The sequence below is a fragment of the Spirillospora sp. CA-128828 genome (genome assembly GCF_050945415.1).
In the GTDB taxonomy this organism is placed as follows: domain Bacteria; phylum Actinomycetota; class Actinomycetes; order Streptosporangiales; family Streptosporangiaceae; genus Spirillospora.
Map to the genome: position 1 here is coordinate 9226404 of NZ_CP191986.1, position 26311 is coordinate 9252714.

Consider the following 26311-nt stretch of genomic DNA (forward strand, 5'->3'; position numbering starts at 1 on the left):
CATGGGCGATGAGTTGGGAGCCGTCCGGTCCGCGGTGCTGACGCTGCACCGCACGACCGGCCTGCCCATGGTGTTCGGGGGCGTCCTCAGCGGCCAGGACCGGCTGTGCATCACCGAGCTGGTCGGCAGCACGACCGACTCGCTGAACGGGCTGGTCGTGCGCCAGGGCAACGGGCTCGGCGGCAAGGCGATGGCCATGGGGCGTCCCGTGTGGGTGAGCAACTATCCGTGCTCGGCGTCGATCAGCCACGACTACGACAAGCCCGTGGGCCGCGAGGGGCTGCTGTCGATCGTCGCGGTCCCGATCGTCGTGCGGCGGCGGTGCCGCGGCGTCATCTACGGCGGGCTGAGGGAGCCCCTGTCGCTCGCCGACCGTGTCGTAGGCGCGGCGGTCCAGGCCGCCCGGGACCTCGAACAGGACCTCGCCGTCCAGGACCGCGCCGACGAGGCACTGGCCAGGAGCCGGCCCGACACGTCCGCGTCGCGCTGGGAAGAGGTCCGAGCCGTCCACGCCGAGCTGCGGGCGCTGGCCGAGGAGGTCCACGACCGGCCGACCCGGGACCGGCTGCGGGAGGCGTCGCTGCGCCTCGCGGCGGCCGGGCTGGACGAGCCGGACGGGCCGGCGCGCCCGGTGCTCTCGCCCCGGGAGCTGGACGTCCTCTCCTATGTCGCGATCGGCTGCACCAACGCGGAGGCCGCCGAACGCCTCGGGCTGCTGCCCGAGACGGTGAAGAGCTACCTGCGGTCGGCGATGCGCAAGCTCGACAGTCACACCCGGCTGGAGGCCGTGACCGCCGCCCGCCGCGCAGGACTGCTGCCTTGAATTGCATTTCTCTCTGAGGCAGCCATGTCCGTTGAGGCCGCGTACCGGGTGAGGCGTTCGCCATCAGCCGTCCGAACTGCGCGGCCCAGGCCCGCGGCCGGACCCACCGGATGCGAGCAGACGACCAGAACTGCCGCTGCCCGGTCCTCGTGGATCTGCCCGACCGCTGGCCGGGGAAGCAGGTAGCCGGCGACGGGCAGGCGGGCGGCGAGGCGGGACGGGAGGCGCGGCACCAGCGGCCCGGCGATCCCGAACGCGGCGACCCACGAGACGAGCACCATCCCGGAGAACAGCGCGCTGCGTCCCAGCCCTTGCTGGACGTAGAGGGCGAGGACGAACAGCGCGAAGACCGGCACGCAGGCCAGGAGGGACATCCACGTCCAGGCGGGCCATCCCTCCTCACGCCCGAACAGGAGCGGGACCATCGCCAGCAGAGTCGCCGCCGACAGCAGCGCGACCCCGCCGAGGTCGAGCCGCGCCCTGCCGGTGGCCGAGTCCGCGGGGAGCAGCCGCAGGCCGGCCGCGAGCAGCACGATCCCGACCGGCACGTTGACCAGGAAGATCGGGCGCCAGCCGAGCCCGAGCACGTCGGCCGAGACCAGCACGCCGCCCAGCACCTGCCCGGCGACCGCGCCGCCGGACAGCGCGACGGCCAGCAGCCCCTGGGCCCGCGCACGAGCCGCGCCGGTGAAGTGGATCTGGATTCCCGACAGCACCTGCGGAACCATCAGCGCTCCCGCCGCGCCCTGCGCCAGCCGGGCGGCGACGAGCGCGCCGGTGGACGGCGCCAGCCCGCACGCGAGCGACGCCAGCGTGAAAGCGCCGAGCCCGAGCAGGAACATCCGCCGGTGACCGCGCGCCTCCCCCAGCCGCGCACCGGCTAGCGGGCGCGCTCAACGCCCAGCAGTTGAAAGCCGCGTAACCTGCGCAGCTACACCAGCCGACGACCTCAGCCGTCAACAACCTGAGGTCGCGCGATCGCGTCCGAAGGCAGGTTCGAGCCTGCGAGAACCTGATCGCGCAGCGAGCCGCCAGGCGAGTCGGAGCGATGCCAGCGATCGCCCGCGTTTCTCGACGATGGAGGGCCTCCAGGCCCGTAGGAGGAGAGAAAGGCAAGGAAACACCGCGGGGCCGCGCGGTCTTCCGGTGGATCGGGCCCGGCGACGGGGTCAGTGGCGCGAGTGCGGGCGTCGTCCAGAACAGATCGGCCCCCGCGGCGCACTGCCTGGAACGGTCACCACACGCCGACTGCGCCGGGCCGTGATCGCACGGCCGTCCCGCCTTCAGGCGAGGACGTCCGGCCCCCGATATGCACGGGAAACCGTAACACCTCCGCGACGGTCACCGCAGGCGAGCGGATTGTGATCCGATAGGGCTCTCCTACCCGCGCAAAACCCCGATAGCGTTGGACTTGTGGAGGTTGAGGACTCAGGTGGGGCGTCCCGCCGCAAAGCTCTCTGGCTGATGGGGGCCGCCGCCGGTCTCGCCGCGCTCGGCGCGGACACCGCGCGCCCGTCCCACCCCACCCGGGGGCCGGCCTGGGCGACGGCGACCCCCCGCGCACGGCCGGTCATCCATCCGACGCCGACACCCACGCCGACGCCGACGCCGCGTCCCGCCGCGTGGACGCCGGCGAAGCTCACGGCGCTGGAGAAACCCGTCCGGGAGCTGTCGGAACTCTCCCCGCCGCCCCCGCCGAAGTCGATCGCGCTCACCATCGACGACGGCCCGAGCCCGATGTGGACGCCGCGGATGCTCGACCTGCTCGCCGAGCACGAGATCCACGCGACGTTCTTCGTCATCGGCATGCAGGTGAAGGAGTTCCCGAAGCTCACCCGCCGCATCACCGACGCCGGCCACCAGATCTGCAACCACACCGAGACGCATCCGATCTCCATCGCCGGAATGCCGGAGAAGCGGGTCCGCAAGGAGATCGTCGAGGCGTTCGACCGGATCGCCGACGTCACCGGCGTCGTCCCGCAGTTCTTCCGCTCCCCGGGCGGCGCGTGGTCGAAGACGATCCTGGAGCAGGTCGCCGAGCACGGCATGCTGCCGATCCACTGGGCCGTCGACCCGCAGGACTGGTCGCGCCCGGGCGTCGGCCACATCCGCCGGACGCTCCTCGACGGCAAGGCCGGCAACATCATGCTGTGCCACGACGGCGGCGGCGACCGCTCCCAGACCCTCAAGGCCCTGCGGACCGTCATCCCGAAGATGAAGAAGCGCGGCCTCTCCTTCGTCGCCCTTTAAGACTGGTCATTTCGGGCATTTTGCCCACGCCAGTGATCTATCACTTGTTTGCCGCACAAATTCCCTCCCCACATGAATTGCCGGGCAATGTAGTCGGCGGAAAGAGATCGTCTTTCGGGGGGAGATGTACATTGAGCACGAACATTCGTAGCGGGCTGGCCCTCTCGCTGTCCGGCCTGGCCCTGACCGGCCTCGTGGCGGCGGGACCGGCCGCCGGCGCGTCCGTCACCGAGCAGCGGACCGTCACGTCCGCGTCGGCCAGTGTCGCCGCGCCGCCGGCCCAGCAGGTCCGTGTCTGCCGGTACGTCGTCGTGGCCCGGCACGGGCTCCGGATCCACCGGCGCCCGAGCATCCGCAGCCGGGTGATCGGCCACCTGCGGTTCCGGCAGCGGGTCCTCGCCGACTGCAGGTCGCACCGCGGCTGGGTGCACCTGCGCGCCGGGAAGCACGGATGGGTGGCCCGCGCCTTCCTGCGTCGCATCTGACCGGTCCATTTCCGAGCCGTTCCGGGAATGGCGATCGACCTGAGCGTCCCGCGCCGGATGGCGCGGGACGCTCATGCCATTGCGGAACCGGGTCATGCCGGCACGGCGTCCGAGCAAGGGTCAATTCCGGCGAATAGCTCCATTTCCGGCATGGACGAATCGACGTGCGAACGGGCGAGCCGGTAGTCCTCGGTCGGCCAGACCGCGCACTCGACCTCACGCGGATGGGCCATGAACCCCGAGCCCGGGGTGATCTGCGTCGCGTGCGCCAGCAGCGCCCTGTCGCGGACGGCGAAGTACTCCGCGCACCGGACGCGCGTGGTGATCTCAAGGCCCGGCGCGGTGTCCGGCCATCCGGCCAGGATGGGGCCGATGCCGGACTCGAACCCGCGTGCGGTCAGGCCGTCGTGCATGGCCTGGAACCACTCACGCGAGAAGGCCCCCTGGTAGTAGAGCTTCACCGGCCGCCAGGACTCGCCCGTCCCCGGGTACCTGGCCGGGTCGCCGGACGCCTCGAACGCCTCGGCCGTCACCTCGTGCGTCCTGACATGGTCGGGGTGCGGGTAGCCGCCCGTCTCGTCGTACGTCACCACCACGTGCGGACGGAACTCGCGGATGAGCGCCACGAGCGGGCGAGCGGCCTCGGCGAGAGGCACCCGCGCGAAGCAGCCGTCCGGCAGCGGCTCGCCGTCGCCGGGCAACCCCGAGTCGACGAAGCCGAGGAACCGCTGCCGGACGCCGAGGATCTCCCGCGCCGCCTCCATCTCGGCCCGCCGGATCGCCGCCAGGTTCGCCCTGATCTCGGGTCGGTCCATCGCGGGATTGAGGACGTCGCCGCGCTCCCCTCCCGTGCAGGTCGCGACCATGACGTCCACTCCTTCGGCGGCGTACTTCGCGAGCGTGGCCGCGCCCTTGCTCGACTCGTCGTCCGGATGGGCATGGACGCTCAGCAGGCGGAACCTCATCGGTTCTCCGTAAGCGACGGGTAGAAGAAGGCGGGGACGAGGGTCAGGGCGGAGAGGATGAGCGCCCACCAGAAGGTGTGACCGTAGGCGGCGGCCGGAGCGTGGGCGTCCAGGGAACGTTGCAGGACGACCACGAGGATCGCGGTGCCGAGCGAGCCGCCGACCCGGTTGACGGTGTTGACGGCTCCGGCGGCGCGGGCCACCTCGTGCCGTTCGACGGAGGCGTAGATCGTGGCCATTCCCGGGGCCATCACGACGCCGAGGCCCGCGCCCCGGACCATCAGCGACAGCACGAGGATCCAGCCCGCGGGGGACGAACCCAACTGGGTGAACGCGACCGTCCCGGCGAGGGTCAGCACGATGCCGGTGACGATGATCGGGCGGGGCGCCAGGCGGTCGGTCAGGCGGCTCGCGAAGAACGTGGCGACGGCCGTCCCGAGCGCCTGCGGGGCGAGCAGGAGGCCCGCCTCCAGCGCGGACGCGTGCTTCACCTGCTGGTAGTAGAGCGGCAGCAGGAGCATGGAGCTGTACAGCACGGCTCCCTGGAGGAACGAGTTGGCGGTGGCGACCGCGAAGCCCCGCCGGGCGAAGAGGCGCAGATCGATGAGGGCGCTGCCGCGGCGGCGCAGCGCGTGCGTCCCGTAGGCGAGGACGAGGGCCGCCCCGGCCGTCAGCGAGACCATGACGCGGGTGGCGCCGAATCCGTCGTCGCCGACCTCGGAGAAGCCGTAGACGAGTGCCGCCAGGCCGGGCGAGAGGAGGGCGAGGCCCAGCACGTCCAGCCGGCCGCCCGCGGTCCCGCGTCCGGTGTCAGAGGGGACGTACCGGGCCGCCAGGACGAGAGTCAGCAGGCCCAGCGGGACGTTCACCAGGAACATCCAGCGCCAGTCGGACCTCTCCACGATCAGCCCGCCGAGGACCGGGCCGAGGACGGGCGCGAACGTCAGCGGTAGGATCGTGATGCCGAAGACGCGGCCGAGCCGCGCGGGCCCGGCGGCCCGGACGACGATCGACTGCCCGATCGGCTGGATCAGGCCGCCGCCGACGCCCTGCAGCACCCGGAACAGGATCAGGCTCCCGGCCGACCACGCGAGGCCGCAGAGGGCGGAGCCGGCCGTGAAGAGCGCGATCGACAGCATCCACATCGTGCGGGCGCCGAACCGGTCGCTCGCCCAGCCCGCCAGCGGCATCACCATCGAGATGGCGAGCAGGTAGCCGGCGGACACCCATTGCAGCGTGCCGAGCGGGCCGCCGAGGTCACGGGCGATCGAGTCCAGGCCGACCGTGACGATCGTCGTGTCGAGCAACGCCAGGATCGGGCCGAGGACCAGCACGAACGACGTCTTCAGCAGCGCCGGGTCGAGCCGCTCGGCCGGTCGTGACTCCGCCGCGGGGGCGCGGACGGGAACGGTCATGAACACCTCCCAAGCAAGTGTGACGGACCTAAAATTAGGCCCGTCACACTCAATGGGTCAAGGCTATTTTTGTGTTCGACCTACCTTTGTGTCACGAGCGGGGGCGTCCGCACCGCCTCGGCCGCGGGCTCCTCGCCGTGCGAGATGCGAGGCAGCCAGTCCAGCCAGCGGGGCAGGTACCAGTTCGACCGTCCGAGCAGGGACATCATGGCCGGCAGCAGCACCACCCGGACGATCGTCGCGTCGATCAGCACCGCCACCGCGAGGCCGACGCCGAGCTGCTTGAAGTCCTGCATCGACAGCGTCCCGAAGATCCCGAACGTGGCGATCATGATGACCGCGGCGGCGGTCACGACCCCGGCCGTCGCGCCGATGCCCTCGCGGACGGCGCGCGTGGTGTCCAGGCCCCGGTCGTACGCCTCGCGGATCCGCGACACGACGAAGACGTGGTAGTCCATCGACAGGCCGAACAGGACGACGAAGACGAACAGCGGGATCCAGGACTCCAGCGCGCCGGCGCCCTTCGTCCCGACCAGGGAGTCCCCCCAGCCGTGCTGGAAGACCGCCACCATCACCCCGTACGCGGCACCGACCGACAGCAGGTTGAGGACGATCGCGCCGGCCGCGATGAGCAGCGACCGGAAGAAGATCAGCATCAGCAGGAACGTCACGCCCATCACGAACAGGAACACGGGCACGATGCTCGCCCCGAGCCGGTCGTTGTAGTCCACCGACCAGGCGAGCTGCCCGGTGACCGGCGCCTCGCCCACCCTGCCGACCGTCTGCGGGACGATCCGCTCCCGCAGCGTCTCCAGCGCGTGCTTGGACGCCGCGTCCGCGCCCGTCCCCGCGAGCGGCACCTCGATCTCGGCGATGTTCTCCCGCTCGTGCACCGTGACGTCGATCGGCTCGTTCATCTCCCCGGACGCGACAGCCCGCCGCTTCAGCTCGCCGATCGCCGCCTTGACCTGCGGTGAGCCGATGTCATGCGCCTTCAGCACGACGACCGCGGGCTCCGGGTTGCCGGGGAACGCCTCGTTCAGCCGCGTGTAGGTCTGCGCGATCTCCTCGCCGGGCGGGATCTGCTGGTCGATGGCGAGCCGCTCGGTCTTCATGCCGAGCGCGGGCGCCGCCAGCGCGAGCAGGAGGCCGGCCGACAGCAGCGCCGCGATCCCCGGACGCGCGAGGACGGGCTTCAGCAGCGTCGCCACCAGCCCGGCGCGCCCCTCGCGGCGCCGGGGAAGGCGGATCCGGCCGAAGTCGACCTTGTCGCCGAGCAGCGACAGCAGCGCGGGCAGCACGGTCACCGAGCCGAGCATCGCGATGAACACCACGAGGATCGTCGCGACGGCGAAGCCCTTGAACAGCAGCAGCCCGGACAGGAACATCCCGGACATCGCGACCATGACCGTCAGCCCGGAGACCAGCACCGAGCGTCCCGAGGTGGCGGCGGCGATCGCCAGCGCCGTCTCCCGGTCCCGCCCCCGCCGGCGCTCCTCGCGCTCCCGCTGCAGGTAGAACAGGCAGTAGTCGACGCCGACGGCGAGGCCCATCAGCAGCATCACCGAGTTCGTCGTCTGGTCGACGTGGAGCGCGTGGCTGGTGATCGCGAGCAGACCGCCGGCGGCGAGGAACGCGGTGAACGCCAGCACCACGGGCAGCACGGCGGCGAGCAGCGCCCCGAACGCGACCAGCAGGATGCCGAGCGCGAGCGGCAACGCCGTCATCTCGGCCCGCTTGAAGTCGCTGCCGAGCGCGTCGTCGAACCACGCGTCGGCCGTCGCGCCGCCGAACTCCCCGATCCGCACGGACGGGTTGTCGCGCTGCGCCTTGCGCACCGCGCCCTGGACGGCGGGCAGCGGGTCCTCGGGCGTCTCCTTCATGGTGAACTGAACGATCACGTGCCGCCGGTCCTTGGACACCACGTCCGGCCGCAGATCGGTGATCTCGCCGGTGGCCGAGACGCCCGACCGTACCGCCGCCACCGCCCGCCGCATCTCGGGCGAGCCCGCCGCGGCGCCCGAGATCAGCACGGTCTCGTGGTCGGGATCGTCGATGCCGGCCCGCGCGAGGATCTGCGCGGCCCGTGCCGACCGCCCGGTGCCCTGCTCGTGCTCCTCCGCCGTGACCTGGCCGACGACCCCGCCGAGCACCGAGGCGAGGACGACGAACAGCAGCCAGCCGCCGATGGCCGTCATGCGGTGCCGCGCGCTCCAGCCTCCGAGCGTCGCGGCGAGATTCCGTTTCATGGGGGTCCCCTGGAGTCGTGGTGTGCGGGGTGACACCCAACGACGCTAGGAAGCCCGGAACCGCCGCGACATGGCTCTAAACGGCGTCCGGGGGTGTACACAACTACACCCCCGGGCCGGGTTGCGGGCACACTGTGCTGGCGGGCGCCCGCCAGAAGACTGGACTCCAGACGGCAAAGCGACCCGCGGAGGATCCGGTGAACGGTGGACTGGTGAAAGAGACACGGCTGCAACAGCACGTTCGGGCGCCCTGGCGAGGGCTTGCGCTGATGTTCCTGGGCATCCCGGCGTCGCTCGTCGGCCTGTGGTTCATCACCGTGGTCTCGATGATCACGAGCTTCGTCGGGGTGCTGCTGTTCCCGTCCGCGGTGATGCTCCTGCGCAGCCAGCTCGACGCGTACCGGGACCGGATCAACAGGTGGACGAACGTCCGGATCCAGCGCCCCTACCTGCCCGAGGCCGAGCAGGAGCCCGGCCTGAACGGCATGTTCAAGCGGTTCGTCGCGCTGATCTCGGACCCGGCGACCTGGCGCGACTACCTGTGGGTCGTCGCCGACCCGATCGTCTCGGTGTTCACCGCGGCGCTGCCCGGCCTGCTGATCCTCTACGGGATCTGGGGGTACGTCCTCGCGGCGTTCGCCGGCGGGATGATCGGCCACTACGGCGGCAGCGACTGGTACACCTACATCCACGTCACGGACGGCTACGACCAGGACACCGGGCGGGTCCTGTCCACGGTGTTCGTCGCCACCCTCTGCATCGCCGCCGGATACCTCATCGGCCCGAAGATGATGACCGCGTACGGCCACTGGGGCCGCACCATCCTCGGCCCCACGAAGAAGTCGGAGCTGGCACTGCGCGTCCAGCACCTCACCGAGACCCGGTCGGACGCCGTGGACGCGTCCGCCGCCGAGCTGCGCCGTATCGAGCGCGACCTGCACGACGGCGCGCAGGCCCGGCTGGTCGCGATGGGGATGAGCCTCGGCGCGATCGAGCACCTCCTCGACAGGGACCCGGAGAAGGCCCGCATCCTCCTCGCCCAGACGCGCGAGTCGTCGGCGAAGGCGCTGCACGAGCTGCGCGACCTCGTCCGCGGCATCCACCCGCCGGTGCTCGCCGACCGCGGCATCGGGGACGCCGTGCAGGCCCTCGGGCTCGACCACCCGCTGAAGGTCGAGGTGTCCGCCGAGCTGCCGGCCCGGCCCGAGCCGCCGGTCGAGTCCGCCGCCTACTTCGCGGTGTCGGAGATCCTCACCAACGCGGCCAAGCACTCCGGCGCGTCGCGCGTCTGGGTCGACATGCGGTACGAGCACGGCATGCTGCGGATCACCGTCACCGACGACGGGCAGGGCGGCGCGTCCCTCGACGGCGGCAGCGGGCTGCGCGGGATCGAGCGGCGGATCGGTACATTCGACGGCGTCCTCGCCCTCAACTCGCCCGTGGGCGGCCCGACGATCGTGACCTTGGAGCTGCCGTGCGCGTTGTCCTCGCCGAAGACCTCGCCCTCCTGAGGGAGGGTCTCGTCAGCCTCCTGGAGTCGCATGACTTCGAGATCGCGGCCGCCGTCGACAACGGCCCCTCCCTGCTGAAGGCACTGCTCGACCACCGCCCGGACGTGGCGGTGGTCGACGTGCGCCTGCCCCCGTCCTTCACCGACGAGGGGCTCCAGGCCGCGCTGGAGGCGCGCCGGCAGGTTCCGGGGCTGCCCGTGCTGGTGCTGTCGCAGTACGTCGAGCAGCTGTACGCCCGGGAACTGCTCGCGGACGGCACCGGCGCGATCGGCTACCTGCTGAAGGATCGCGTGTTCGACGCGGCCCAGTTCGTGGACGCGGTCCGGCGGGTCGCCGCGGGCGGCACCGCGATGGACCCCGAGGTCATCTCCCGGCTGGTCGCCAGCAACACCCGCGACACCCCGCTGGCCCGCCTCACCCCGCGCGAGACCGAGGTGCTGGAGCTGATGGCGCAGGGACGCTCCAACGCCGCGATCGCGGAGAAGCTCGTCGTCACCGAGCGCGCCGTGACCAAGCACACCGCGAACATCTTCGCCAAGCTCGACCTCCCGGTCACCGGCGACGACAACCGCCGCGTCCTGGCCGTCCTCGCCTACCTCAACCGCTGACGCGTTCCGCCGGGACGCGGCGGTGGCATAGTCTGCCCCGCGAGCAGGCCCCGGGAGGGCACGATGACGGTGATTCTCGTTCTGCTGTGCCTGGCGATCGCCGGGCGGGAGCTGTACCTGGCTTTCGAGCGCAAGCGCGCGCCGGGCGCCCCGGAGATCGCCGACATCCGTACGCAGCTGCGCGCGCTCAAGGGCACCCGGGACGAGCTGGAGAGCCTCCGCGCGTCCCAGGGGGAACGCCTCGACCGGCTCGCCGAGGACGGGGACCGCGACCGCGCGGCGCTCACCGAGGCCGACGCCCGGATCAAGTCGCTGATCACGCAGATCAACGACCGGCTGCTGCCGGACGTCAACGGCCGGCTGCGGCGGCAGCGCGAGGCCGCCGACGAGCAGCGGGCCGCCGTGGACCGGCTGGCCGCCGAGGTCGCCGTGCTCCGCGCGCACCTCGTCGGGCGGCTCGACCAGGCCGTCGCCGCGTCCCTCGGCGCCGATCCCGCCGACCTCGTCGCCGGGGCCCTCACCGCGTCGCCGGCGGCGCGGCCCGCGCTGGCCCGGCGCTACGAGTGGCTGGCCGAGCAGCACGGGCTGCGCGTCGAGCTGGCCGACCGGGACCGCTACTACCTGTCCGGGCGCAGCCCGCGCGGCCTGGAGCGCGACTTCGTCGGCCTGGTGGCCGCGCTCCGCGCGAACGGCGTGGAATCGACGGAACGGGCCCGGAACCTGCTGGGCGCGCTGCGCGACATCGACCAGGGCGGCGCGCAGATCGGGCCGCTCTTCATCGTCCGGACGCCGGAGGCGCTGGTGTGCGGGGTGCTGCCGCTCGCCGAGCTGCGCGGCCCGGATGCCGCCGGCCTGCTGGACGACCTGCCCGGCGCGGCCCGGCGTCTGCACCGGCTCCCCGAGACCCGGTTCTGCGACGTGTCCGCCTGGCCCGCGCTCAACGGGTAGCCCTCAGCGTGTGGGGGACGTCCAGGTGAACTCGGGCGCGCGGCGTCCGAGGAACGCGGCGATGCCCTCCTCGACCTCCCCGCTGGCCGCGACCTCCGCGAGCCACCGCTGCGTCTTCTCCGCGACCGGGCCGGCGGCGACGATGGCGTCCACGATGTCCTTGGTCGCCTGCTGGGTGAGCAGGGAACGGGACGCGAGGGTCTCGGCGAACGCGGCGACCCGGTCCCGCAGGCCGCCGGCCGGGACGACCTCGTCCAGCAGCCCGATGCGCAGCGCGTGCGCGGCGTCGACCAGGTCGGCGGAGTAGAGCAGGTACTTCGCGGCCGACGGCCCGACGAGCCGGACGAGCCGCGCCGTCGCGGCGGCCGGGTAGACGATCCCGAGCCTGGCCGGCGTGATGCCGAACCGCGCGTCCTCCGCCGCGAACCGCAGGTCGCAGGCCGCCGCGAGCTGGCAGCCGCCGCCCACGCAGTACCCCTCGACCGCGGCGAGCGTCGGCTTCGGGAACGCGGCCAGCGCCCGCTCCGCGACCGTCGACAGGTGCGAGTCGTCGTCGCGGTGGATGTCGTCCAGCTCGGAGATGTCGGCGCCCGCGCAGAAGTTCCCGCCCGCGCCGGTCAGCACCACGACCCGGACGGCCGGATCCTTGGCGGGCCCTTCCAGGATGGCGGGCAGCGCCCGCCACATGTCCGCCGACATGGCGTTCCGCTTGGCGGGCCGGTCGATCGTGACCGTCCCGACGCCCCCGGCGACCTCGAACTCCAGCCCGGCGCCCATCGTCCTCCCTCAGCCTCGACGCGGCTCATCGTATGCGCCGGAACGGGGGACGAACCGGCTGAAAGTTTCCACTGACCTCCGGGAATGCGAAAGCGCCCGGGAGTGCTGTACTGTCGAAGCAGCGTCTTCGGATTTTTCGCGACTCGCTTCGAGGGCGTTTCTTCCCCGCCCGGGCCATCTGAGCGCCCGGTGACTTCTCCGGCTCGGCACGCAGATCGGCGTGCGGGGCCGCCGCACAAGGGAGCCGACGTCAGCCCGGTGAACCGAGCTGCATCTCTCGCATTCCTCTCGCGTACGCGCCGCGGGTTCCGCCGCCGTACGCGGGCTTCGACTCCGGGCGGCGCGGATCGTTCCGCGTCCGTCTGAGAAGGGACCCGCATGTCCACTTCCACCCTCACTACCGAACACCCCGCCACCGGACGCAAGGCGCCCGCACAGTCCCACTCCGTGCCCGCGCAGAGCGCCCGGAAGGGCGGACAGCAGCAGGGGCGGCGGCCCGCCGACGAGGCGCCGGCCGTCCCCTTCCACGGCATCCTCGCCGTCCAGGACAAGCACGCGTTCGTCCGCACGTCCGGCTACCTCGCCGGGCCGGAGGACGTGCACGTCTCGCTCGCCCAGGTCAAGGCCCACCATCTGCGTGCGGGCGACGTCATCGGCGGCACCGCGAAGGCGCCGAAGTCGAACCGGGAGAAGTCCTCCTCGCTCGCCCGCGTCGAGACCGTGAACGGCCTCCCCGCGGCGGAGGCGGCGAACCGCCCCGAGTTCGGCAAGCTGACGCCGCTGTTCCCGGACGAGCGGCTGCGCCTCGACACCGGCCCGCTCGCGACCCGCGTCATCGACATCGTCGCGCCGATCGGCAAGGGGCAGCGCGGGCTCATCGTGTCGCCGCCGAAGGTCGGCAAGACGATGGTGCTGCAGGCCCTCGCGAACGCGATCGCGCAGAACAATCCCGAGGTGCACCTCATGGTCGTGCTCATCGACGAGCGGCCCGAGGAGGTCACCGACCTGCAGCGGTCGGTCCGCGGCGAGGTGATCCACTCGACGTTCGACCGTCCCGCGCAGGACCACACCGCGCTCGCCGAGCTCGCCGTCGAGCGGGCCAAGCGCCTCGTCGAGCAGGGCCACGACGTGGTCATGCTGCTCGACTCCATCACCCGGCTCGGCCGCGCCTACAACCTGGCGGCGCCGTCCAGCAGCCGCATCCTCGCCGGCGGTGTCGCGACGACCGCGATCTACCCGCCGAAGAAGTTCTTCGGCGCCGCGCGCAACATCGAGAACGGCGGATCGCTCACCATCCTCGCCACCGCGCTGGTGGAGACCGGCTCCCGCATGGACGACGTCTTCTTCGAGGAGTACAAGGGCACCGGCAACATGGAGCTCAAGCTCGACCGGGGCCTCGCCGACCGCCGTGTCTTCCCCGCCGTCGACATCGAGGCGTCCGGGACGCGCCGCGACGAGCTGCTCATGTCGCCCGAGGAGCTCGCCCTCTCCTGGCGCCTCCGCCGCGCCCTCCAGGGTCTGGAGAGGCAGCAGGCCGTCGAGCAGCTCCTGGAGAAGATGAAGGGCACCTCGTCCAACGCCGAGTTCCTCCTCCGGCTCCAGCAGACCACCTGAGACGGGCCGGCCGTAGAGGGCCGCCTCCGATCAGTCGTTCTTCTTCTCGGGTCTGAACGACTTGAGGATCTTGTCGTAGAGACGCTGGCCCGGCGTCCAGTCCGGATCGGGCGCGTAGAAGCAGAACTCGTACCCGGCCGCGCGGCCGCACAGCACGTGCCTGGCGGTGTCGTGACCGCCGTCCCGCCAGGTGAACTCCCATTCGGCGGCGCCTGCGACGACCTCCGGGACGGGTTCCAGCCGCAGCCGGTGATAGCCGGGATAGCGGTGCTCGGCGACGGCCTCGTGTTCTTCGGCGCGCAGCCCGGTCAACGGGTCACCGGGAGCCGGGGCGATCCGCAGTCCCCGTCCCGAACCGGCGTCCTTCCAGGTCATGACGTCGCCGCGCCGCTCGGCCTGCCACCCCGCCGGCACGCGCACCGAGTAGGCGCCCGCCTCGTGGTACTTCGCCGTCTTGGCCGTCACGCCCGCCGCCGGACGCAGCGCGACCGAGTCGCCCTTGCCGATCGACGTCCACCGGGCCGTCCAGGTGCCGGTCCCGGCCGCGAGGGCCGCGAGGACCGCCACGCTGACGACCGTCCCGGGACGCGGACGCCGCCCCGCCGGCAGGGCCGTGATCCGCTGCCCGACCCGGCGCGAGCCGCAGGGCGGATTGCCGGGGGCCCGGCCGGCGCGCAGCGTCCACGGGACGCGAGGCCCGCGGAAGGTGCGCGTCCCGGCCGCGTCGCGGCGGCGTAAAGCGATCCGGTGCGCGGAGAAACGGCGCGGATGCGGCACCACGGCCCGGGTGAAGCCCGGTTCGGGAAGGGTCCCGATGATGTCCCGCAGCATTTCCGCCGCGGCTTCCGCGGTCAACCGGTCTTCCGGACGCTGACGAAGCAGCCCCTCGATGACGGGCGTCAGCGGACCGGCCCGCACCGGGCGCGCATAGTCGCCCAACAGCACCGCGACCATGGACGCGAGGGCATGGCACCGCAGGAACGGCGAGAAGCCCTCGACCGCCGTGTAGAGCGTCGCACCGAGCGACCAGAGGTCGGACGCCTCCTCGCTCGGCAGGCCGTTCACCCGTTCCGGCGGGAGGTAGGCGGGGGAGCCCTCGATGCCGGCGAGCAGCGTGTCGGCGGGTTCGCGGCCCTTGCCGTTGTGGACGGCGAGGCCGAAGTCGCCGAGCAGAACCCGCCCGTCGTCGCAGATCAGGACGTTGCTGGGCTTGACGTCGCGGTGCAGGATGCCCGCCGCGTGCGACGTGCGCAGCACCGACAGGACCGCTGCTCCGATCTCCGCCGTCCGGCGCACGCCGAGCGGCCCGCCCTCGGTGACCAGCCTGTTCAGCGAGCACGACTCCAGGAACTCCATGACGATCCAGGGGCGGCCGTCCTCGTTGATGAGGTCGTGGACGGCGACCACGCCCGGATGCCGCAGCGCCGCGGTGGCCCGCGCCTCGGTGAGCAGGCGCCTGCACATCACTCTTCGTTCGGCTTCGCTGATGCGCGCGGGGAGATGGACCTCCTTGACCGCCACATCGCGGTCCAGCATCTCGTCGTACGCCCGCCAGACGGTGCCCATGCCGCCTCTGCCGACGACAGAGAGCAGGCGATACCGTCGCGCGAGCGGTATGAGCCGATCCCCACTCATGCCGGGGTTATTCGCCGGAAGGCGCTCAAGGCACGCTCCCTCGGCATCAATTGATTCTTGACTGGTCCGCGCCAGGGAAAACGCGCCCGGTCGTGGTATAAGCCGCGATCTTCAGGGCGGCCCTCGACGCCGGTGCCCGGCCCGCTGAGATGAGTCGTACCCCACAGCGCCTCATCCGGCCACGCGCGGGGTCCTTACACGGCTCTTATCTGGGTACCGGCATGCTTGGCCGTAACGATTCAGTATCAGACGGGGGTAGTGGTGAGCGCAGGCGCGATGGCGTGGACCCCGCCGACGTGGGAGGAGATCGTCAGCGAGCACTCGACCCGGGTGTTCCGGCTGGCGTACCGGCTGACCGGCAACCGGCACGATGCCGAGGACCTGACGCAGGACGTCTTCATCCGGGTCTTCCGCTCGCTGTCCTCGTACAGTCCCGGCACGTTCGAGGGCTGGCTGCACCGCATCACGACGAACCTGTTCCTCGACCGCGCCCGCCGCAAGCAGCGCATCCGGTTCGACGCCCTCGGCGACGACGCCGCCGAGCGCCTGCAGGGCCGGGAGCCGACGCCCGCGCAGGCCTACGACGACCGCCACCTGGACGCCGACATCCAGAAGGCGCTGGACGGCCTCGCCCCCGAATACCGCGCCGCCGTCGTGCTGTGCGACATCGAGGGCCTGTCGTACGAGGAGATCGCCGCGTCCCTCAACGTCAAGCTCGGCACCGTCCGGTCCCGCATCCACCGGGGCCGCTCCCAGCTGCGCGACGCCCTGGAGCACCGCCGCCCCGCCGAGTGCACGCGGTGACGAGCATCACTAGTGACTGCTGAGTAACTTCCGCTCTACCCTTCGGCCGTGGACATCGTCTTCGAGCGTCGCGGCCAGGGGCCGCCCCTCGTCCTGCTGCACGGCATCGGCCACCGCCGCCAGGGCTGGGCCCCCGTCATGGACATGCTCGCCGCCGAACGCGAGGTCATCGCCGTCGACCTGCCCGGCTTCGGCGACTCCCCACCGCTCCCGCCCGGCACCCCCTACACCCTGGACGCGGTCGTCTCCGCCCTGGCCGGGACTTTCGCCGACCTCGGGCTGGACCGCCCGCACGTCGCGGGCAACTCCCTCGGCGGGCTGTTCGCCCTCGAAGCCGCCGACCGCGGCCTCGCGAGCTCCGTCACCGCGCTGTCCCCGGCCGGGTTCTTCAACGCGCTCGAACTCCGCTACGGCATGTCGGTGCTGCGCGCGTCCCGGCTCGGCGCCCGCGTCCCCGAGACGGTCCTCACCCGCCTGGCCCGCTCGCCGCGCCGCCGCACCCTGATGTTCGGCATGATCTACGGCCGTCCCGACCTGATGGACATCGAGGCCCTCGCCGGAGACGCCCGCGCCATGCGGGACGCCCCCGGCTTCGAACCCACCCTCCGGGCCGGGCGCGGCACCCGGTTCCTCGGCTCCTGCGCGGACGTCCCCGTCACCATCGCCTGGGGCACCAAGGACCGCCTGCTGCTGCGCAGCCAGGCCATCCGCGCGCAGCGCCGCCTCCCGCACGCCCGCTTCGTCTGGCTGGAGGGCTGCGGCCACGTCCCCATGTCCGACGACCCCCCGCGCGTGGCGAAGGTCCTCCTGGACGGCAGCGCCCACCCCCTGCTGGGATCCCGTCCGGAAGCCGCCGCGTCCTAGGGCTTCAGGCGGCCGGTCAGGAAGGCGAGGATCTCGTCCCTCGCCTTCAGTGTGGGGTGCCCGTCCTCGTTGACGAGGTGGGCGGTGACGACGCTGTGCGGGGTTTCGACCATGTCGCGGAAGAACGGCGGCGGGTCGGTGTTGGCGGCGCCGTCCGGGAGGACGCGGCCGTCGAAGGCGTCCCCGAGCAGCGCCCGGTAGGCGGCGAAGCGTTGACCTGTGCACCAGCGGTCGCCCTCGAAGCGGTAGGCGAGCACCTTCAGGCCGTCACGCGTGACGCGGTCCCGGACCGCGCGGGCGTCCTCGTCGCTCAGCTCCAGTCCCGCGGGGTCGTCCAGCGGCAGCGACGGATGGTTGACGACCGGCGCGATGACGGCCGGTTCAAGTGCCATGGTGAGGGCGAAGTTGCCGGTGAAGCAGAGCCCGATCGCGCCGACCCCCGGACCGCCGCACGCGGCGTGGGCCTGGCGCGCGAGCCCGCGCAGCCACGTCGTCACGGGGCTCGTGCCGCCCCCGGCGAACGCCCTGAACTCGGCGCTCACGCACGCGCGGCGGACCACCTTCGCACCGCTCTCGGCCGTCGGGTAGGCGCCGTCCGCGCCGAAGAGCGAGGGGACGTGGACGGTGAACCCCGCGTCCCGCACCCACCGCGCCAGCCGGAGGACGTCGGGGCTGATGCCCGGCATCTCGGGCATCAGCACGACGGCCGGTCCGGAACCGGCGACGTAGACCGTCTTCACCACCCCGTCCACGTCCACGCGCCGGCGGGAGAAGTCCGTGATCGCGTCGTCGAGACGCCCGTTGGCAGTGCTCATGGGGACAGCGTGGACCGCCGCGCCCTCGCACGGTGATAGGCCGGATCGCCATGTACGAGGGTAATCTCGCCACTGACGCGACTGTGAGGAGGCGAGCGTGAGCGCACTGCGGGTCGGCGTGCTGGCCTATCCGGGCTGCTTCGCGTCGGAGGTGTTCGGCGTCCCCGATCTCCTGACGATGGCGGCGCACATCGCCGGCTCCGACCGCGCCGGATACGAGGTGACGGTCGTCTCGCCCCGCCGGCGCGTCGTCGCGTCCGGGGGCGTGGCGCTGGCCGTCTCCCCGCCGCGTGAGGCCGACGTCCTGGTCGTGCCGGGGTTCGAGCTCCACACGGGCCTCGACGTGGACGCCGCACTCGCCTCCCTGGCCCCGGAGATCGCGGTGATCCGCGCGCACGCCGCCGCGGGCGGCGCCGTCGTCTCGATCTGTGTCGGCGCGTTCCTGCTCGCCGAGGCCGGGCTGCTCGGCCGGCGCCGCGCCACGACGGCGTGGCTGTTCGCGGACGAGCTGGCCCGGCGCTGCCCGGACGCCGACGTCCGGCCGGAGCTTCTGGTCGCCACCGACACGGGTGTGACGACGACGGCGGCGTTCAGCGCCATGTACGACTTCGCGCTGGAGCTGATCCGCCGGCACAGCGGGGCCGGCGTCGCGCGGACGACCGCGCGGATGGCGCTCGTGGACGACGCGCGCACGTCCCAGACCCCGTACGTCGACCCCCGGCTTCTCCCGCAGCCAGGAAACGAGTTCTCCCGCAGGGTCATGCGGTGGCTCGACCAGAACCTCGCCGCCCGGTACGACCTCGCCGCGCTGTCCGGCACGTTCAATGTCAGCACCCGGACGCTGCTGCGGCGTTTCGCGCGCGAGACCGGGCAGAGCCCGCTGGAGTACCTGCAGTCGTCCCGCGTCCGCCGCGCCCGTCACCTCCTTGAGACGACGGACCGGACGGTCGCCGCCATCTCGGCCACCGTCGGGTACAGGGACCCTGGAACCTTCGCCGCCCTCTTCGCCAAGCACACCGGACGGCGCCCCAGGGACTACCGCGCGACCTTCCGGCGGGATGCCACCGCGAAGGGCCCGCGCGGGACGCGCGGGCCCTTGCCTGGCGGAGCGGATCAGCCGGTGACCGGAAGGTCGCCCGGGACCGGAGTCGGAGCCGGGGCCTCACCGGGCGGGGTGGCCGGGGAGGACGGGGTGCCCGGGTCGGACGGGCCCGGCTCGCCCGGCTGACCGGGCTGTCCCGGCTGGCCGACGGCCTTGCCGCAGTTGACGGACGCGATGCTCAGCGTCTGGGTCTTGCCGGCGATGGTCGCGCTCACCTCGATGGCGGTGACGGTGAGGTTGCCGTCCGTGTCGCGGACGTGCTTGTTCAGCGTGACCGTGGCGTTGCCGACCTGCGGCACGGCGATGGTGACGATCGTGTTGGGCGTCGCGCCGGCCTTCAGCGTCCGGCCGCCCATCTTCGCCTTGACCAGGTGGGAGATGCCGTTGCCGTTCTCGCACTTCGCGGTGACGGCGCTTGCGGTGAGGCCGAGCCGGGCCACCTTCAGGTCGGCGACGGACGCGCGGGCGTGCCCGGACCAGGCGGCGACGTTCAGCAGCCGCGCCTCGACCAGCGGGTTGGCCGGCAGCTCGGCCACGCTCTTGCGCTCCGGCCGCTGGGCGGTGGAGGTCACCGACGGGGTCGCCGGGATCGCGACCGGGCCGGTGGCGCCGACGGCGAGGGCCGAGCCGGCGCCGCCGGTGGTGGCGGACGCGGCGGTGGCGCCCAGGGTCAACGGCAGGGCCAGCGCGCCGGCCACGGCCGCGCACTTGGTGAGTGCCTGCAAACGCACGGTATTTCTCCTTCGGGGGTTAGTGATTCGGGGGTTGAGCGGGACCGGCCGGGGAGCCGGGGGTTCGGGTCAGTCCGTGATCTGGACCGGTGTGCCGAGCGGGACCTGCGAGAGCTGCTTCAGCGCGTCCGCCGGGACGCGCACGCAGCCGTGCGTGACGGCCTTGCCGAACACTGACTTGGACGGCCAGCCGTGGAACGCGACCGTCCCGGGGCCGCCGCCGAACGAGTCGAGGGTGGCGGAGTGCGCGCCGACCGGCAGGATCAGCGGGCTGTAGGTCGCCTTCGCGGGGGCCAGGGAGGCGAGCAGGAACGTCCGCCCGGTCGGGGTGGGCGTCTTCGGCGCGCCGACGGCCACGGACCAGGCGCCGGTCTTGCGGCCGCCGCGGAACAAGGTCAGCTTCTTGTCGCCGAGATCGACGCTGACGGCGCTCGAACTGCGCGCGGTCTTCAGGCCGGAGTCGGGGATCCAGCCGGACACGCCGTTCGGGCGGCTGGGGAGCAGCACGCGGCGCCAGCCGGGCCGGCTCTCCACGACCGGCACCCAGGTGGGGCCCTTGAGCTGGGTGCTCGGCAGTTCGGCCACGGCGGGGGCGCCGGGCTTGGCGGACACCGGGACCGTGTCTTCGGGGTGCACCACCGTCCCGTCGCTCTTGGCGGCCGGCGCCGGGTCCTTCGGAAGGTCGTTGAGTGTCGTGTAGGTGGTCGCCTGGGGCAGCTTGTCCGTACCGCCCGCCGGGGACGCGCCGGCGGTCGCGTCCTTGTGCCCTCCTCCGCATCCGGTCACGAGCAGGGCCGTCACCATCAGGGCCGGGGCCGCCGCCCGGGCCGTCCGCCCGGCGGCGCTGGGTGGTTCGTCGCTCACGAAGACTCCAAATGATCCCGCCGGAGAGGGGCTCCGGCTCGCCTCTGTGCCCAGTTGATTACGCATGAGGGCCCCGTCGGGTTGCACGGCGTTCGGACCGAGTTGCGCACCGTGAATCCGGCGGCGCGGTGGATCGGGTGGAACAATCCGGGATTGACATGTGTTTGAGCCTTCAACTAACCTTCGACAGGTCGTTGAAGTTTCAAGCACTACCGCGAGGAGCCACCATGAGCATCGCCGCCGTCGCCCCCGAGCTGACCACCGGGACCTGGAACATCGACCCCGCGCACTCCGAGGTCACCTTCGTCATCCGGCACCTGATGACCAAGGTGCGCGGCACCTTCACCGAATTCACCGGCGCCGTGCAGATCGCCGAGGAGCTGTCCGAGTCCACGGCCACGGCGGAGATCAAGGTCGGCTCGATCGACACCCGCAATGCCGACCGGGACGCGCACGTGCGGACCTCCGACGTCCTGGACGTCGAGAAGTACCCGACCATGACGTTCGCGACCAAGGGCGTACGGTCCGAGGGCGGCGAGTACCTCCTGGACGGCGAGCTGACGATCAAGGACGTCACCCGTCCGATCACGCTCTCCGTCGAGTTCAACGGCGTCGGCGAGGACCCCTGGGGCGGCACGCGCGCCGGGTTCTCCGCCGAGGTCTCGATCAACCGCAAGGACTGGGGCATCGAGTTCAACGTGCCGCTGAAGGGCGAGAAGGCCCTGCTCAGCGACAAGGTCGACATCCAGCTGGAGATCCAGGCCGTCCGCGCCTGACCACCCGCGCCGCTGCTCCGCGAGAAGGGCCGTCCCGTGCCGGGCGGCCCTTCTCGCTTGACCGACGACATCGCGGCGGAGACCGAGGCCGTTCACGCCTGCGCGTCTTCGCCGCCGCGAGAGGGGCCGTCCCACACGGACGGCCCTTCCGCTATTCGAGGGGCAGGCGGAGGGCGAAGCGGGCGCCGGCCGGGTGGTCCTCGATCCGGAGCGTCCCGCCGTGCGCCTGGGCGATCTCGCGGGCGATCGCCAGGCCGAGGCCGGTGCCGCCGGCGCCGCGGCTGCGGGCCCTGTCCAGGCGGGTGAAGCGCTCGAAGACGCGCTCCCGGTCGGCGGGCGCGATGCCCGCGCCGTCGTCGGTGACGGTGAGCAGCGCCAGGCCGTCCGCACCGGTCACCTCCACCGTGACGAGCGACTCGGCGTACCGCTCGGCGTTGTCCAGCAGGTTGCCCAGCAGCCGGACGAGCTGCATGCGCACGCCGCGGACCATGACGCCGCCGCCGAGCTCCGTGACGATCTTCAAGGTGAACGATCGGCGGCGGACCTCGGCGCCGGCGAGCGCGCCGAGGTCGATCGGCTCCTGCGCCGCGCTCCCGCCGGTGCCGATGCGGGCGAGGAGCAGCAGGTCGGTGACGATCGACTCCAGCCGGTCGGTGTCGCGCAGCGCCGACCGGACGACGGCCCGCAGATCATTGTCGTCCGGGTGCATGGAGGCGTCCTCCAGGTTGGCCCGGAGCCCGGCGATCGGGGTGCGCAGCTCGTGGGACGCGTCGGACGCGAACTGCCGCTGCCGCGCGACGGCCCGTTCCAGCCGGTCGAGCGTCTGGTTCGCGGTGCGGGCGAGCTGCGCGATCTCGTCCTGCCCGGCGGGCTGCGGGACGCGGCGGCTCAGGTCGGTGGCGCTGATCTCGGAAAGCTGGGCGCGGATCGCCTCGACGGGGCCGAGGGTGCGGCCGACGACCCGCCAGGTGATCCACGCGGCGAGCACGGCGAACAGCAGGACCGACGCGGCGAGCACCGCCTCCAACAGGCCGCTGACCAGGTAGGACGGCACCCGCACGGACGAGTACACGACCACCGAGTCCGGCGCGGTGCTGACCCGGATGGCCTCGGCCACGAAGCATTCGCGGTCGGGCCAGTGGCCGTGGCACTCGGTGAAGTCGCGGACCCGCAGGTTGCTCGACGGCCATACTCTGCTCACCGGGGGTCTGTCCGTTGCGGCGGGTGTCGCGTTCGTCACCCGTCCGCCGGGCTCGACGACCTGGACGAGGACGCGGCCCCTCGTGCCGTCCCGGATCGGGCCGTCCAGCGTCCCGTCCCGGACGGCGCCGCTGACCCGGCGGGCGTCCACCTGCGTCTGCCGGAGGAGACTCGCCTCGACCGCGCTGCGCACGGCGAGGTCGACGCCTATCGCGGTGACGCCGAGGACGAGCGCGGCGATCACGGCGGCGACGAGCGTGTCCCGGGCCCGGATCGACCGGGGGCGCATGCGCATGGTCCCCTCCCCGGCGGACATACCGGTTTCCCGGCGGGACGACACACGCTACCGGCCGGTCACAAATCGGGGGGCCCGAAATTCCATGCCGGGTTTTCACCTTCGCCCACCGGGACATGCCGTTTTATGACGGTTCCTCCGGAACACAGGGACGGACACATGGGCAGGGACGTGGCCTCGGTCACCATCAGCGGCGAGGACCGGCGGCGCTATCGCGACAAGGTACGCAGGTGCCTCGACGTGCTGGCCCGCATGCTGGGCGAATCCCAGTTCGACTTCGAGCGCCCCCACATCGGACTGGAGATCGAGCTCAACCTGATCGACTCACTCGGCGACCCCCTCATGCGCAACGCGGACGTGCTCAAGGCGATCGCCGACCCGGCCTGGGCGACCGAGCTCGGCCAGTTCAACCTTGAGATCAACATCCCGCCCCGGGAGCTCGGCGGGGAGAGCACCGGCGAACTGGAAGCGGAGGTCCGCGACCATCTCGTGCACGCCGACGGCCGCGCCCGCGAGGTCGGCGGCGGGCTCGTCATGATCGGCATCCTGCCGACCCTGCGCAAGACCGACATCGGCGAGGAGTCGCTGTCGGCCAACGCGCGCTACAAGATGCTGAACGACCAGATCTTCGCGGCGCGCGGCGAGGAGATGCGGATCGACATCGACGGGCCCGAGCCGCTGCGGATGCACGCCGACACGATCATCCCCGAGGCCGCGTGCACCAGCGTCCAGTTCCATCTGCAGGTGAGCCCGGACCATTTCGGCGCCTACTGGAACGCCGCCCAGGCCCTGGCGGGCGCGCAGGTCGCGATAGGCGCCAACTCCCCGTTCCTGTTCGGGCACCGACTCTGGCACGAGACCCGCATCACGCTGTTCGAGCAGGCCACCGACACCCGTCCGGACGAGCTGAAGACGCAGGGCGTCCGGCCCCGGGTGTGGTTCGGCGAACGTTGGATCACGTCCGTGTTCGATCTGTTCGAGGAGAACGCCCGCTACTTCCCCTCCCTGCTGCCACTGTGCGACGAGGAGGAGCCCCGCGAGGTCCTGGACGACGGCGGCATCCCGGAACTCGGCGAGCTCACCCTCCACAACGGAACGATCTATCGCTGGAACCGTCCCATCTACGCCGTCGTGAAGGGCCGTCCCCACCTGCGCGTGGAGAACCGCGTCCTGCCCGCCGGGCCGTCCGTCGCCGACGTCGTCGCCAACGGCGCGTTCTACTACGGCGTCGTCCGGATGCTGGCCGAGGCCGACCGTCCCGTGTGGACCCGCATGTCGTTCGCCACCGCCGAGGAGAACCTGCACCGCGCCGCCCGCGAGGGCCTCGACTCCACCCTCTACTGGCCGGGCATGGGCGAGGTGCCCGCCGCCGAACTCGTCCTGCGCAAACTCCTTCCGCTCGCCCACGAGGGCCTCGACCGCTGGGGCGTCGACCCGGTCCGCCGCGACCGCCTGCTCGGCATCATCGAACGCCGCTGCGTCACCGGCCAGACCGGCGCCGCATGGCAGATCGCCGCCGTCGACACCCTCGAACGGGACCACGGCGTGTCCCGGCACGAGGCCCTGCGCATGATGACCCGCGCCTACACCGAGCACCTGCGCGACAACGACCCCGTCCACACCTGGGAGATCTGACCCGGCCGATCTTCACAGATCCTCCACAGATCACCCCCGGCGCGGGCATATCGGGCTTCTAGAGTCAGGTCCCGTGAGCCAGAACGAGACGCGGATCCTCGTCGTCGAGGACGAGCCGACGATCGCGCGGGCGGTGGCCGACCGGCTGGCGGCGGAGGGATTCGGCGTCGAGGTCGCCGCCGATGGGCCCACCGCGGTCGAGCGCGCCCGCGCGTACGAGCCGCATCTCATCGTGCTGGACGTGATGCTGCCCGGATTCGACGGCCTGGAGGTCTGCCGGCGCGTCCAGGCGGACCGGCCCGTGCCGGTGCTGATGCTGACGGCCCGCGACGACGAGACGGACCTGCTCGTCGGACTCGGCGTCGGCGCCGACGACTACGTGACCAAGCCGTTCAGCATGCGCGAGCTGGTCGCGCGCATACGGGCGGTGCTCCGGCGCGTCGAGCGGCCCGCGATGGAGGCCGCGGACGGGTCCGTGCGCGTCGCGGGGCTGGAGATCGACCAGCGGGCCCGGCGGGTCCGCCACGACGGCCGCGAGGTGCATCTCACCCCGACCGAGTTCGACCTCCTCGCGTGCCTGCTGCGCAACCGGGGGACGGTGCTGACCCGCGCCGTCCTGCTCGAACAGGTGTGGGACTGGGCGGACGCGTCCGGAACCCGTGTCGTGGACAGCCACGTCAAAGCCCTGCGGCGCAAGCTCGGGCAGGGGCTCATCCGGACCGTCCACGGCGTCGGTTACAGCCTGGAGGCCGCCTCGTGACCACCGTCATCCACAGACTGTGGGCGAGGCTGCCCCGGCCGCTGGACCCGCTCCGGTCGATCAAGGTGAAGTTCGGCGTCGTGGTGGTCGTCACCGCCTGCGTCGCCGTCCTGATCGTGCTGTGGGGATACCCGCTGGGGTTCCGCGCCCGGCAGACGATGCCGGTCGGCGTGCTGATCTCGCTGGTCGTGATCCAGCTGCTCGCGCACGGCATGACCGCGCCGCTGCGCGAGATGACGGCGGCGGCGCGGGCGATGGCGCGCGGCGACTACAGCCGCCGGGTCCGGGCCACGTCGCGGGACGAGGTCGGCGAACTGGCGCAGGCGTTCAACCGGATGGCCGCCGACCTCGCCGAGGTCGACCGGCAGCGCCGCGAGTTCGTCGCGAACGTCTCGCACGAGCTGCGCACCCCGATCAGCGCGCTGCGGGCCGTCCTGGAGAACGTCGCCGACGGCGTCACGCCCGCGACGCCGGACGTCCTCGAAACGGCCCTCGACCAGACCGAGCGGCTCGGACGGCTCGTCACCCAGCTCCTGGACCTGTCGCGCGTCGAGGCCGGGGCCGCGGTCCTGGACGTCACCGACATCGACGTCGCCGCGTTCATCGCCGACGTCACGGCGGAGGCGGTCGCCGGCCACCCGGACTCGGTGTTCGAGCCGGACGTCACGCCCGGCCTGCGCGCCACCGCCGATCGCGACCGCCTCCACCAGGTCGTCGCGAACCTGCTCGACAACGCCGCCCGGCACGGCGCCGGAAAGCCCGTCACGGTCTCGGCGCGCCCGGCGAACCCGCCGGGCGGACTGATCATCGAAGTAACCGATGAGGGACCCGGCATTCCGCCCGAGGAGCGGGCGCGCGTCTTCGAGCGCTTCTCCCGCGGCTCCGCGTCCGGCGCCGGGACGCCCGGCGGCGGCACCGGCCTCGGCCTCGCCATCGCGAGCTGGGCGACCGACCTGCACGGCGGCGACATCACCGTCATCGACACCCCGACCGGCTGCCGCATCCGCGTCGTCATCCCCCCGATCTCCGGAGACCCGACATGACGAAACCACCTCAGAACCCGGCCGACGACCCGCCCTCTCCGGCCGAACCCCCGGCACCGGGCACGGACCCGCAAGCGCCCGGCACGGCGGCCTGGGCGGCTCCTCACCAGCCGCCTGGCGCGCCGCCACCGGCGCCGGGAGC

The 26311-nt window shown here is 72.3% G+C and carries 22 protein-coding genes and 2 pseudogenes; 14 read left to right on the forward strand and 10 right to left on the reverse strand.

The window, feature by feature from the left end:
* The first annotated feature begins 1 nt into the window (after position 1).
* Positions 2-823, forward strand: a complete 822-nt coding sequence (locus tag ACQPXG_RS44345; protein ID WP_433465138.1) for a LuxR C-terminal-related transcriptional regulator — start codon at positions 2-4, stop codon at positions 821-823.
* Here ACQPXG_RS44345 and ACQPXG_RS44350 read toward each other — a convergent pair.
* Positions 769-1695: pseudogene (locus ACQPXG_RS44350) on the reverse strand (MFS transporter); the annotation flags it as partial. The gene ACQPXG_RS44345 and the pseudogene ACQPXG_RS44350 overlap by 55 nt on opposite strands.
* A gap of 541 nt (positions 1696-2236) precedes the next feature.
* On the opposite strand from ACQPXG_RS44350, the gene ACQPXG_RS44355 reads away from it, so the two are divergent.
* Together ACQPXG_RS44355 and ACQPXG_RS44360 are read left to right on the forward strand one after the other, a co-directional pair.
* The gene (locus ACQPXG_RS44355) at positions 2237-3073 is read left to right on the forward strand and encodes a polysaccharide deacetylase family protein (RefSeq protein ID WP_433465139.1); all 837 of its coding nucleotides are present in this window, start codon (positions 2237-2239) and stop codon (positions 3071-3073) included.
* A gap of 131 nt (positions 3074-3204) precedes the next feature.
* Positions 3205-3558 carry an SH3 domain-containing protein gene (locus tag ACQPXG_RS44360; protein WP_433465140.1) on the forward strand — a complete coding sequence of 118 codons (354 nt, stop codon included), beginning with the start codon at positions 3205-3207 and terminating at the stop codon, positions 3556-3558.
* Positions 3559-3650: 92 nt separating this feature from the next.
* Here the strand turns inward: ACQPXG_RS44360 and mca are convergent, their stop codons facing one another.
* The 3 genes from mca to ACQPXG_RS44375 all read right to left on the reverse strand — a co-directional run bounded on the left by mca (position 3651) and on the right by ACQPXG_RS44375 (position 8187).
* On the reverse strand, positions 3651-4523 hold the full coding sequence (gene mca, locus ACQPXG_RS44365) for a mycothiol conjugate amidase Mca (protein ID WP_433465141.1): 873 nt from the start codon (positions 4521-4523) through the stop codon (positions 3651-3653).
* Entirely contained in the window at positions 4520-5938 is a 1419-nt protein-coding gene (locus tag ACQPXG_RS44370) for a DHA2 family efflux MFS transporter permease subunit (RefSeq protein ID WP_433465142.1), read from the reverse strand. The genes mca and ACQPXG_RS44370 overlap by 4 nt, the downstream gene beginning before the upstream one ends.
* An 80-nt stretch (positions 5939-6018) precedes the next feature.
* Complete coding sequence (locus ACQPXG_RS44375; RefSeq protein ID WP_433465143.1) at positions 6019-8187, reverse strand: MMPL family transporter; 2169 nt, start codon at positions 8185-8187, stop codon at positions 6019-6021.
* A gap of 212 nt (positions 8188-8399) precedes the next feature.
* On the opposite strand from ACQPXG_RS44375, the gene ACQPXG_RS44380 reads away from it, so the two are divergent.
* The 3 genes from ACQPXG_RS44380 to ACQPXG_RS44390 all read left to right on the forward strand — a co-directional run bounded on the left by ACQPXG_RS44380 (position 8400) and on the right by ACQPXG_RS44390 (position 11254).
* Entirely contained in the window at positions 8400-9698 is a 1299-nt protein-coding gene (locus tag ACQPXG_RS44380) for a sensor domain-containing protein (RefSeq protein ID WP_433465144.1), read from the forward strand.
* Entirely contained in the window at positions 9662-10306 is a 645-nt protein-coding gene (locus tag ACQPXG_RS44385) for a LuxR C-terminal-related transcriptional regulator (protein ID WP_433465145.1), read from the forward strand. The genes ACQPXG_RS44380 and ACQPXG_RS44385 overlap by 37 nt, the downstream gene beginning before the upstream one ends.
* Before the next feature lie 63 nt (positions 10307-10369).
* Positions 10370-11254: a hypothetical protein gene (locus ACQPXG_RS44390; RefSeq protein ID WP_433465146.1), complete on the forward strand. Its 885-nt coding sequence runs from the start codon at positions 10370-10372 to the stop codon at positions 11252-11254.
* A gap of 3 nt (positions 11255-11257) precedes the next feature.
* Here ACQPXG_RS44390 and ACQPXG_RS44395 read toward each other — a convergent pair whose 3' ends face one another.
* Positions 11258-12031, reverse strand: coding sequence for an enoyl-CoA hydratase/isomerase family protein (locus tag ACQPXG_RS44395; RefSeq protein ID WP_433465147.1), 774 nt, complete (start codon positions 12029-12031; stop codon positions 11258-11260).
* Between the two features lie 519 nt (positions 12032-12550).
* Here ACQPXG_RS44395 and rho point away from each other — a divergent pair.
* A pseudogene (rho, locus tag ACQPXG_RS44400) lies at positions 12551-13645 on the forward strand (transcription termination factor Rho); the annotation flags it as partial.
* A 30-nt stretch (positions 13646-13675) separates the two neighbouring features.
* On the opposite strand, the gene ACQPXG_RS44405 reads toward rho, so the two are convergent.
* Positions 13676-15280 carry a serine/threonine-protein kinase gene (locus ACQPXG_RS44405; RefSeq protein ID WP_433465148.1) on the reverse strand — a complete coding sequence of 535 codons (1605 nt, stop codon included), beginning with the start codon at positions 15278-15280 and terminating at the stop codon, positions 13676-13678.
* 276 nt (positions 15281-15556) lie between these two features.
* Here ACQPXG_RS44405 and sigE point away from each other — a divergent pair, with 276 nt between their 5' ends.
* Complete coding sequence (sigE, locus tag ACQPXG_RS44410) at positions 15557-16084, forward strand: RNA polymerase sigma factor SigE (RefSeq protein WP_433470166.1); 528 nt, start codon at positions 15557-15559, stop codon at positions 16082-16084.
* A gap of 48 nt (positions 16085-16132) precedes the next feature.
* Complete coding sequence (locus ACQPXG_RS44415) at positions 16133-16948, forward strand: alpha/beta fold hydrolase (RefSeq protein ID WP_433465149.1); 816 nt, start codon at positions 16133-16135, stop codon at positions 16946-16948.
* Here ACQPXG_RS44415 and ACQPXG_RS44420 read toward each other — a convergent pair.
* Complete coding sequence (locus ACQPXG_RS44420; protein WP_433465150.1) at positions 16945-17763, reverse strand: dienelactone hydrolase family protein; 819 nt, start codon at positions 17761-17763, stop codon at positions 16945-16947. The genes ACQPXG_RS44415 and ACQPXG_RS44420 overlap by 4 nt on opposite strands.
* 97 nt (positions 17764-17860) lie before the next feature.
* Here ACQPXG_RS44420 and ACQPXG_RS44425 point away from each other — a divergent pair, with 97 nt between their 5' ends.
* Positions 17861-18991, forward strand: coding sequence for a GlxA family transcriptional regulator (locus ACQPXG_RS44425; protein WP_433465151.1), 1131 nt, complete (start codon positions 17861-17863; stop codon positions 18989-18991).
* Here the strand turns inward: ACQPXG_RS44425 and ACQPXG_RS44430 are convergent.
* Positions 18877-19596 carry a choice-of-anchor P family protein gene (locus tag ACQPXG_RS44430; protein ID WP_433465152.1) on the reverse strand — a complete coding sequence of 240 codons (720 nt, stop codon included), beginning with the start codon at positions 19594-19596 and terminating at the stop codon, positions 18877-18879. The genes ACQPXG_RS44425 and ACQPXG_RS44430 overlap by 115 nt on opposite strands.
* A gap of 69 nt (positions 19597-19665) precedes the next feature.
* Positions 19666-20460: a L,D-transpeptidase gene (locus tag ACQPXG_RS44435; protein WP_433465153.1), complete on the reverse strand. Its 795-nt coding sequence runs from the start codon at positions 20458-20460 to the stop codon at positions 19666-19668.
* A gap of 227 nt (positions 20461-20687) precedes the next feature.
* Here ACQPXG_RS44435 and ACQPXG_RS44440 point away from each other — a divergent pair, with 227 nt between their 5' ends.
* Positions 20688-21236 carry a YceI family protein gene (locus tag ACQPXG_RS44440; RefSeq protein WP_433465154.1) on the forward strand — a complete coding sequence of 183 codons (549 nt, stop codon included), beginning with the start codon at positions 20688-20690 and terminating at the stop codon, positions 21234-21236.
* Between the two features lie 151 nt (positions 21237-21387).
* Here ACQPXG_RS44440 and ACQPXG_RS44445 read toward each other — a convergent pair whose 3' ends face one another.
* Positions 21388-22731: a sensor histidine kinase gene (locus tag ACQPXG_RS44445; RefSeq protein WP_433465155.1), complete on the reverse strand. Its 1344-nt coding sequence runs from the start codon at positions 22729-22731 to the stop codon at positions 21388-21390.
* A 159-nt stretch (positions 22732-22890) separates the two neighbouring features.
* Here ACQPXG_RS44445 and ACQPXG_RS44450 point away from each other — a divergent pair, with 159 nt between their 5' ends.
* The 3 genes from ACQPXG_RS44450 to ACQPXG_RS44460 all read left to right on the forward strand — a co-directional run bounded on the left by ACQPXG_RS44450 (position 22891) and on the right by ACQPXG_RS44460 (position 26169).
* Positions 22891-24366 (forward strand): glutamate--cysteine ligase, encoded by a 1476-nt coding sequence (locus ACQPXG_RS44450; RefSeq protein ID WP_433465156.1) that lies wholly within the window; start codon positions 22891-22893, stop codon positions 24364-24366.
* A 73-nt stretch (positions 24367-24439) separates the two neighbouring features.
* Positions 24440-25126 carry a response regulator transcription factor gene (locus tag ACQPXG_RS44455; protein WP_433465157.1) on the forward strand — a complete coding sequence of 229 codons (687 nt, stop codon included), beginning with the start codon at positions 24440-24442 and terminating at the stop codon, positions 25124-25126.
* A complete protein-coding gene (locus tag ACQPXG_RS44460; protein ID WP_433465158.1) occupies positions 25123-26169 on the forward strand; it encodes a HAMP domain-containing sensor histidine kinase in 1047 nt (348 codons plus the stop codon). Before ACQPXG_RS44455 ends, ACQPXG_RS44460 begins: the two co-directional genes overlap by 4 nt.
* Positions 26170-26311 lie beyond the last annotated feature (142 nt).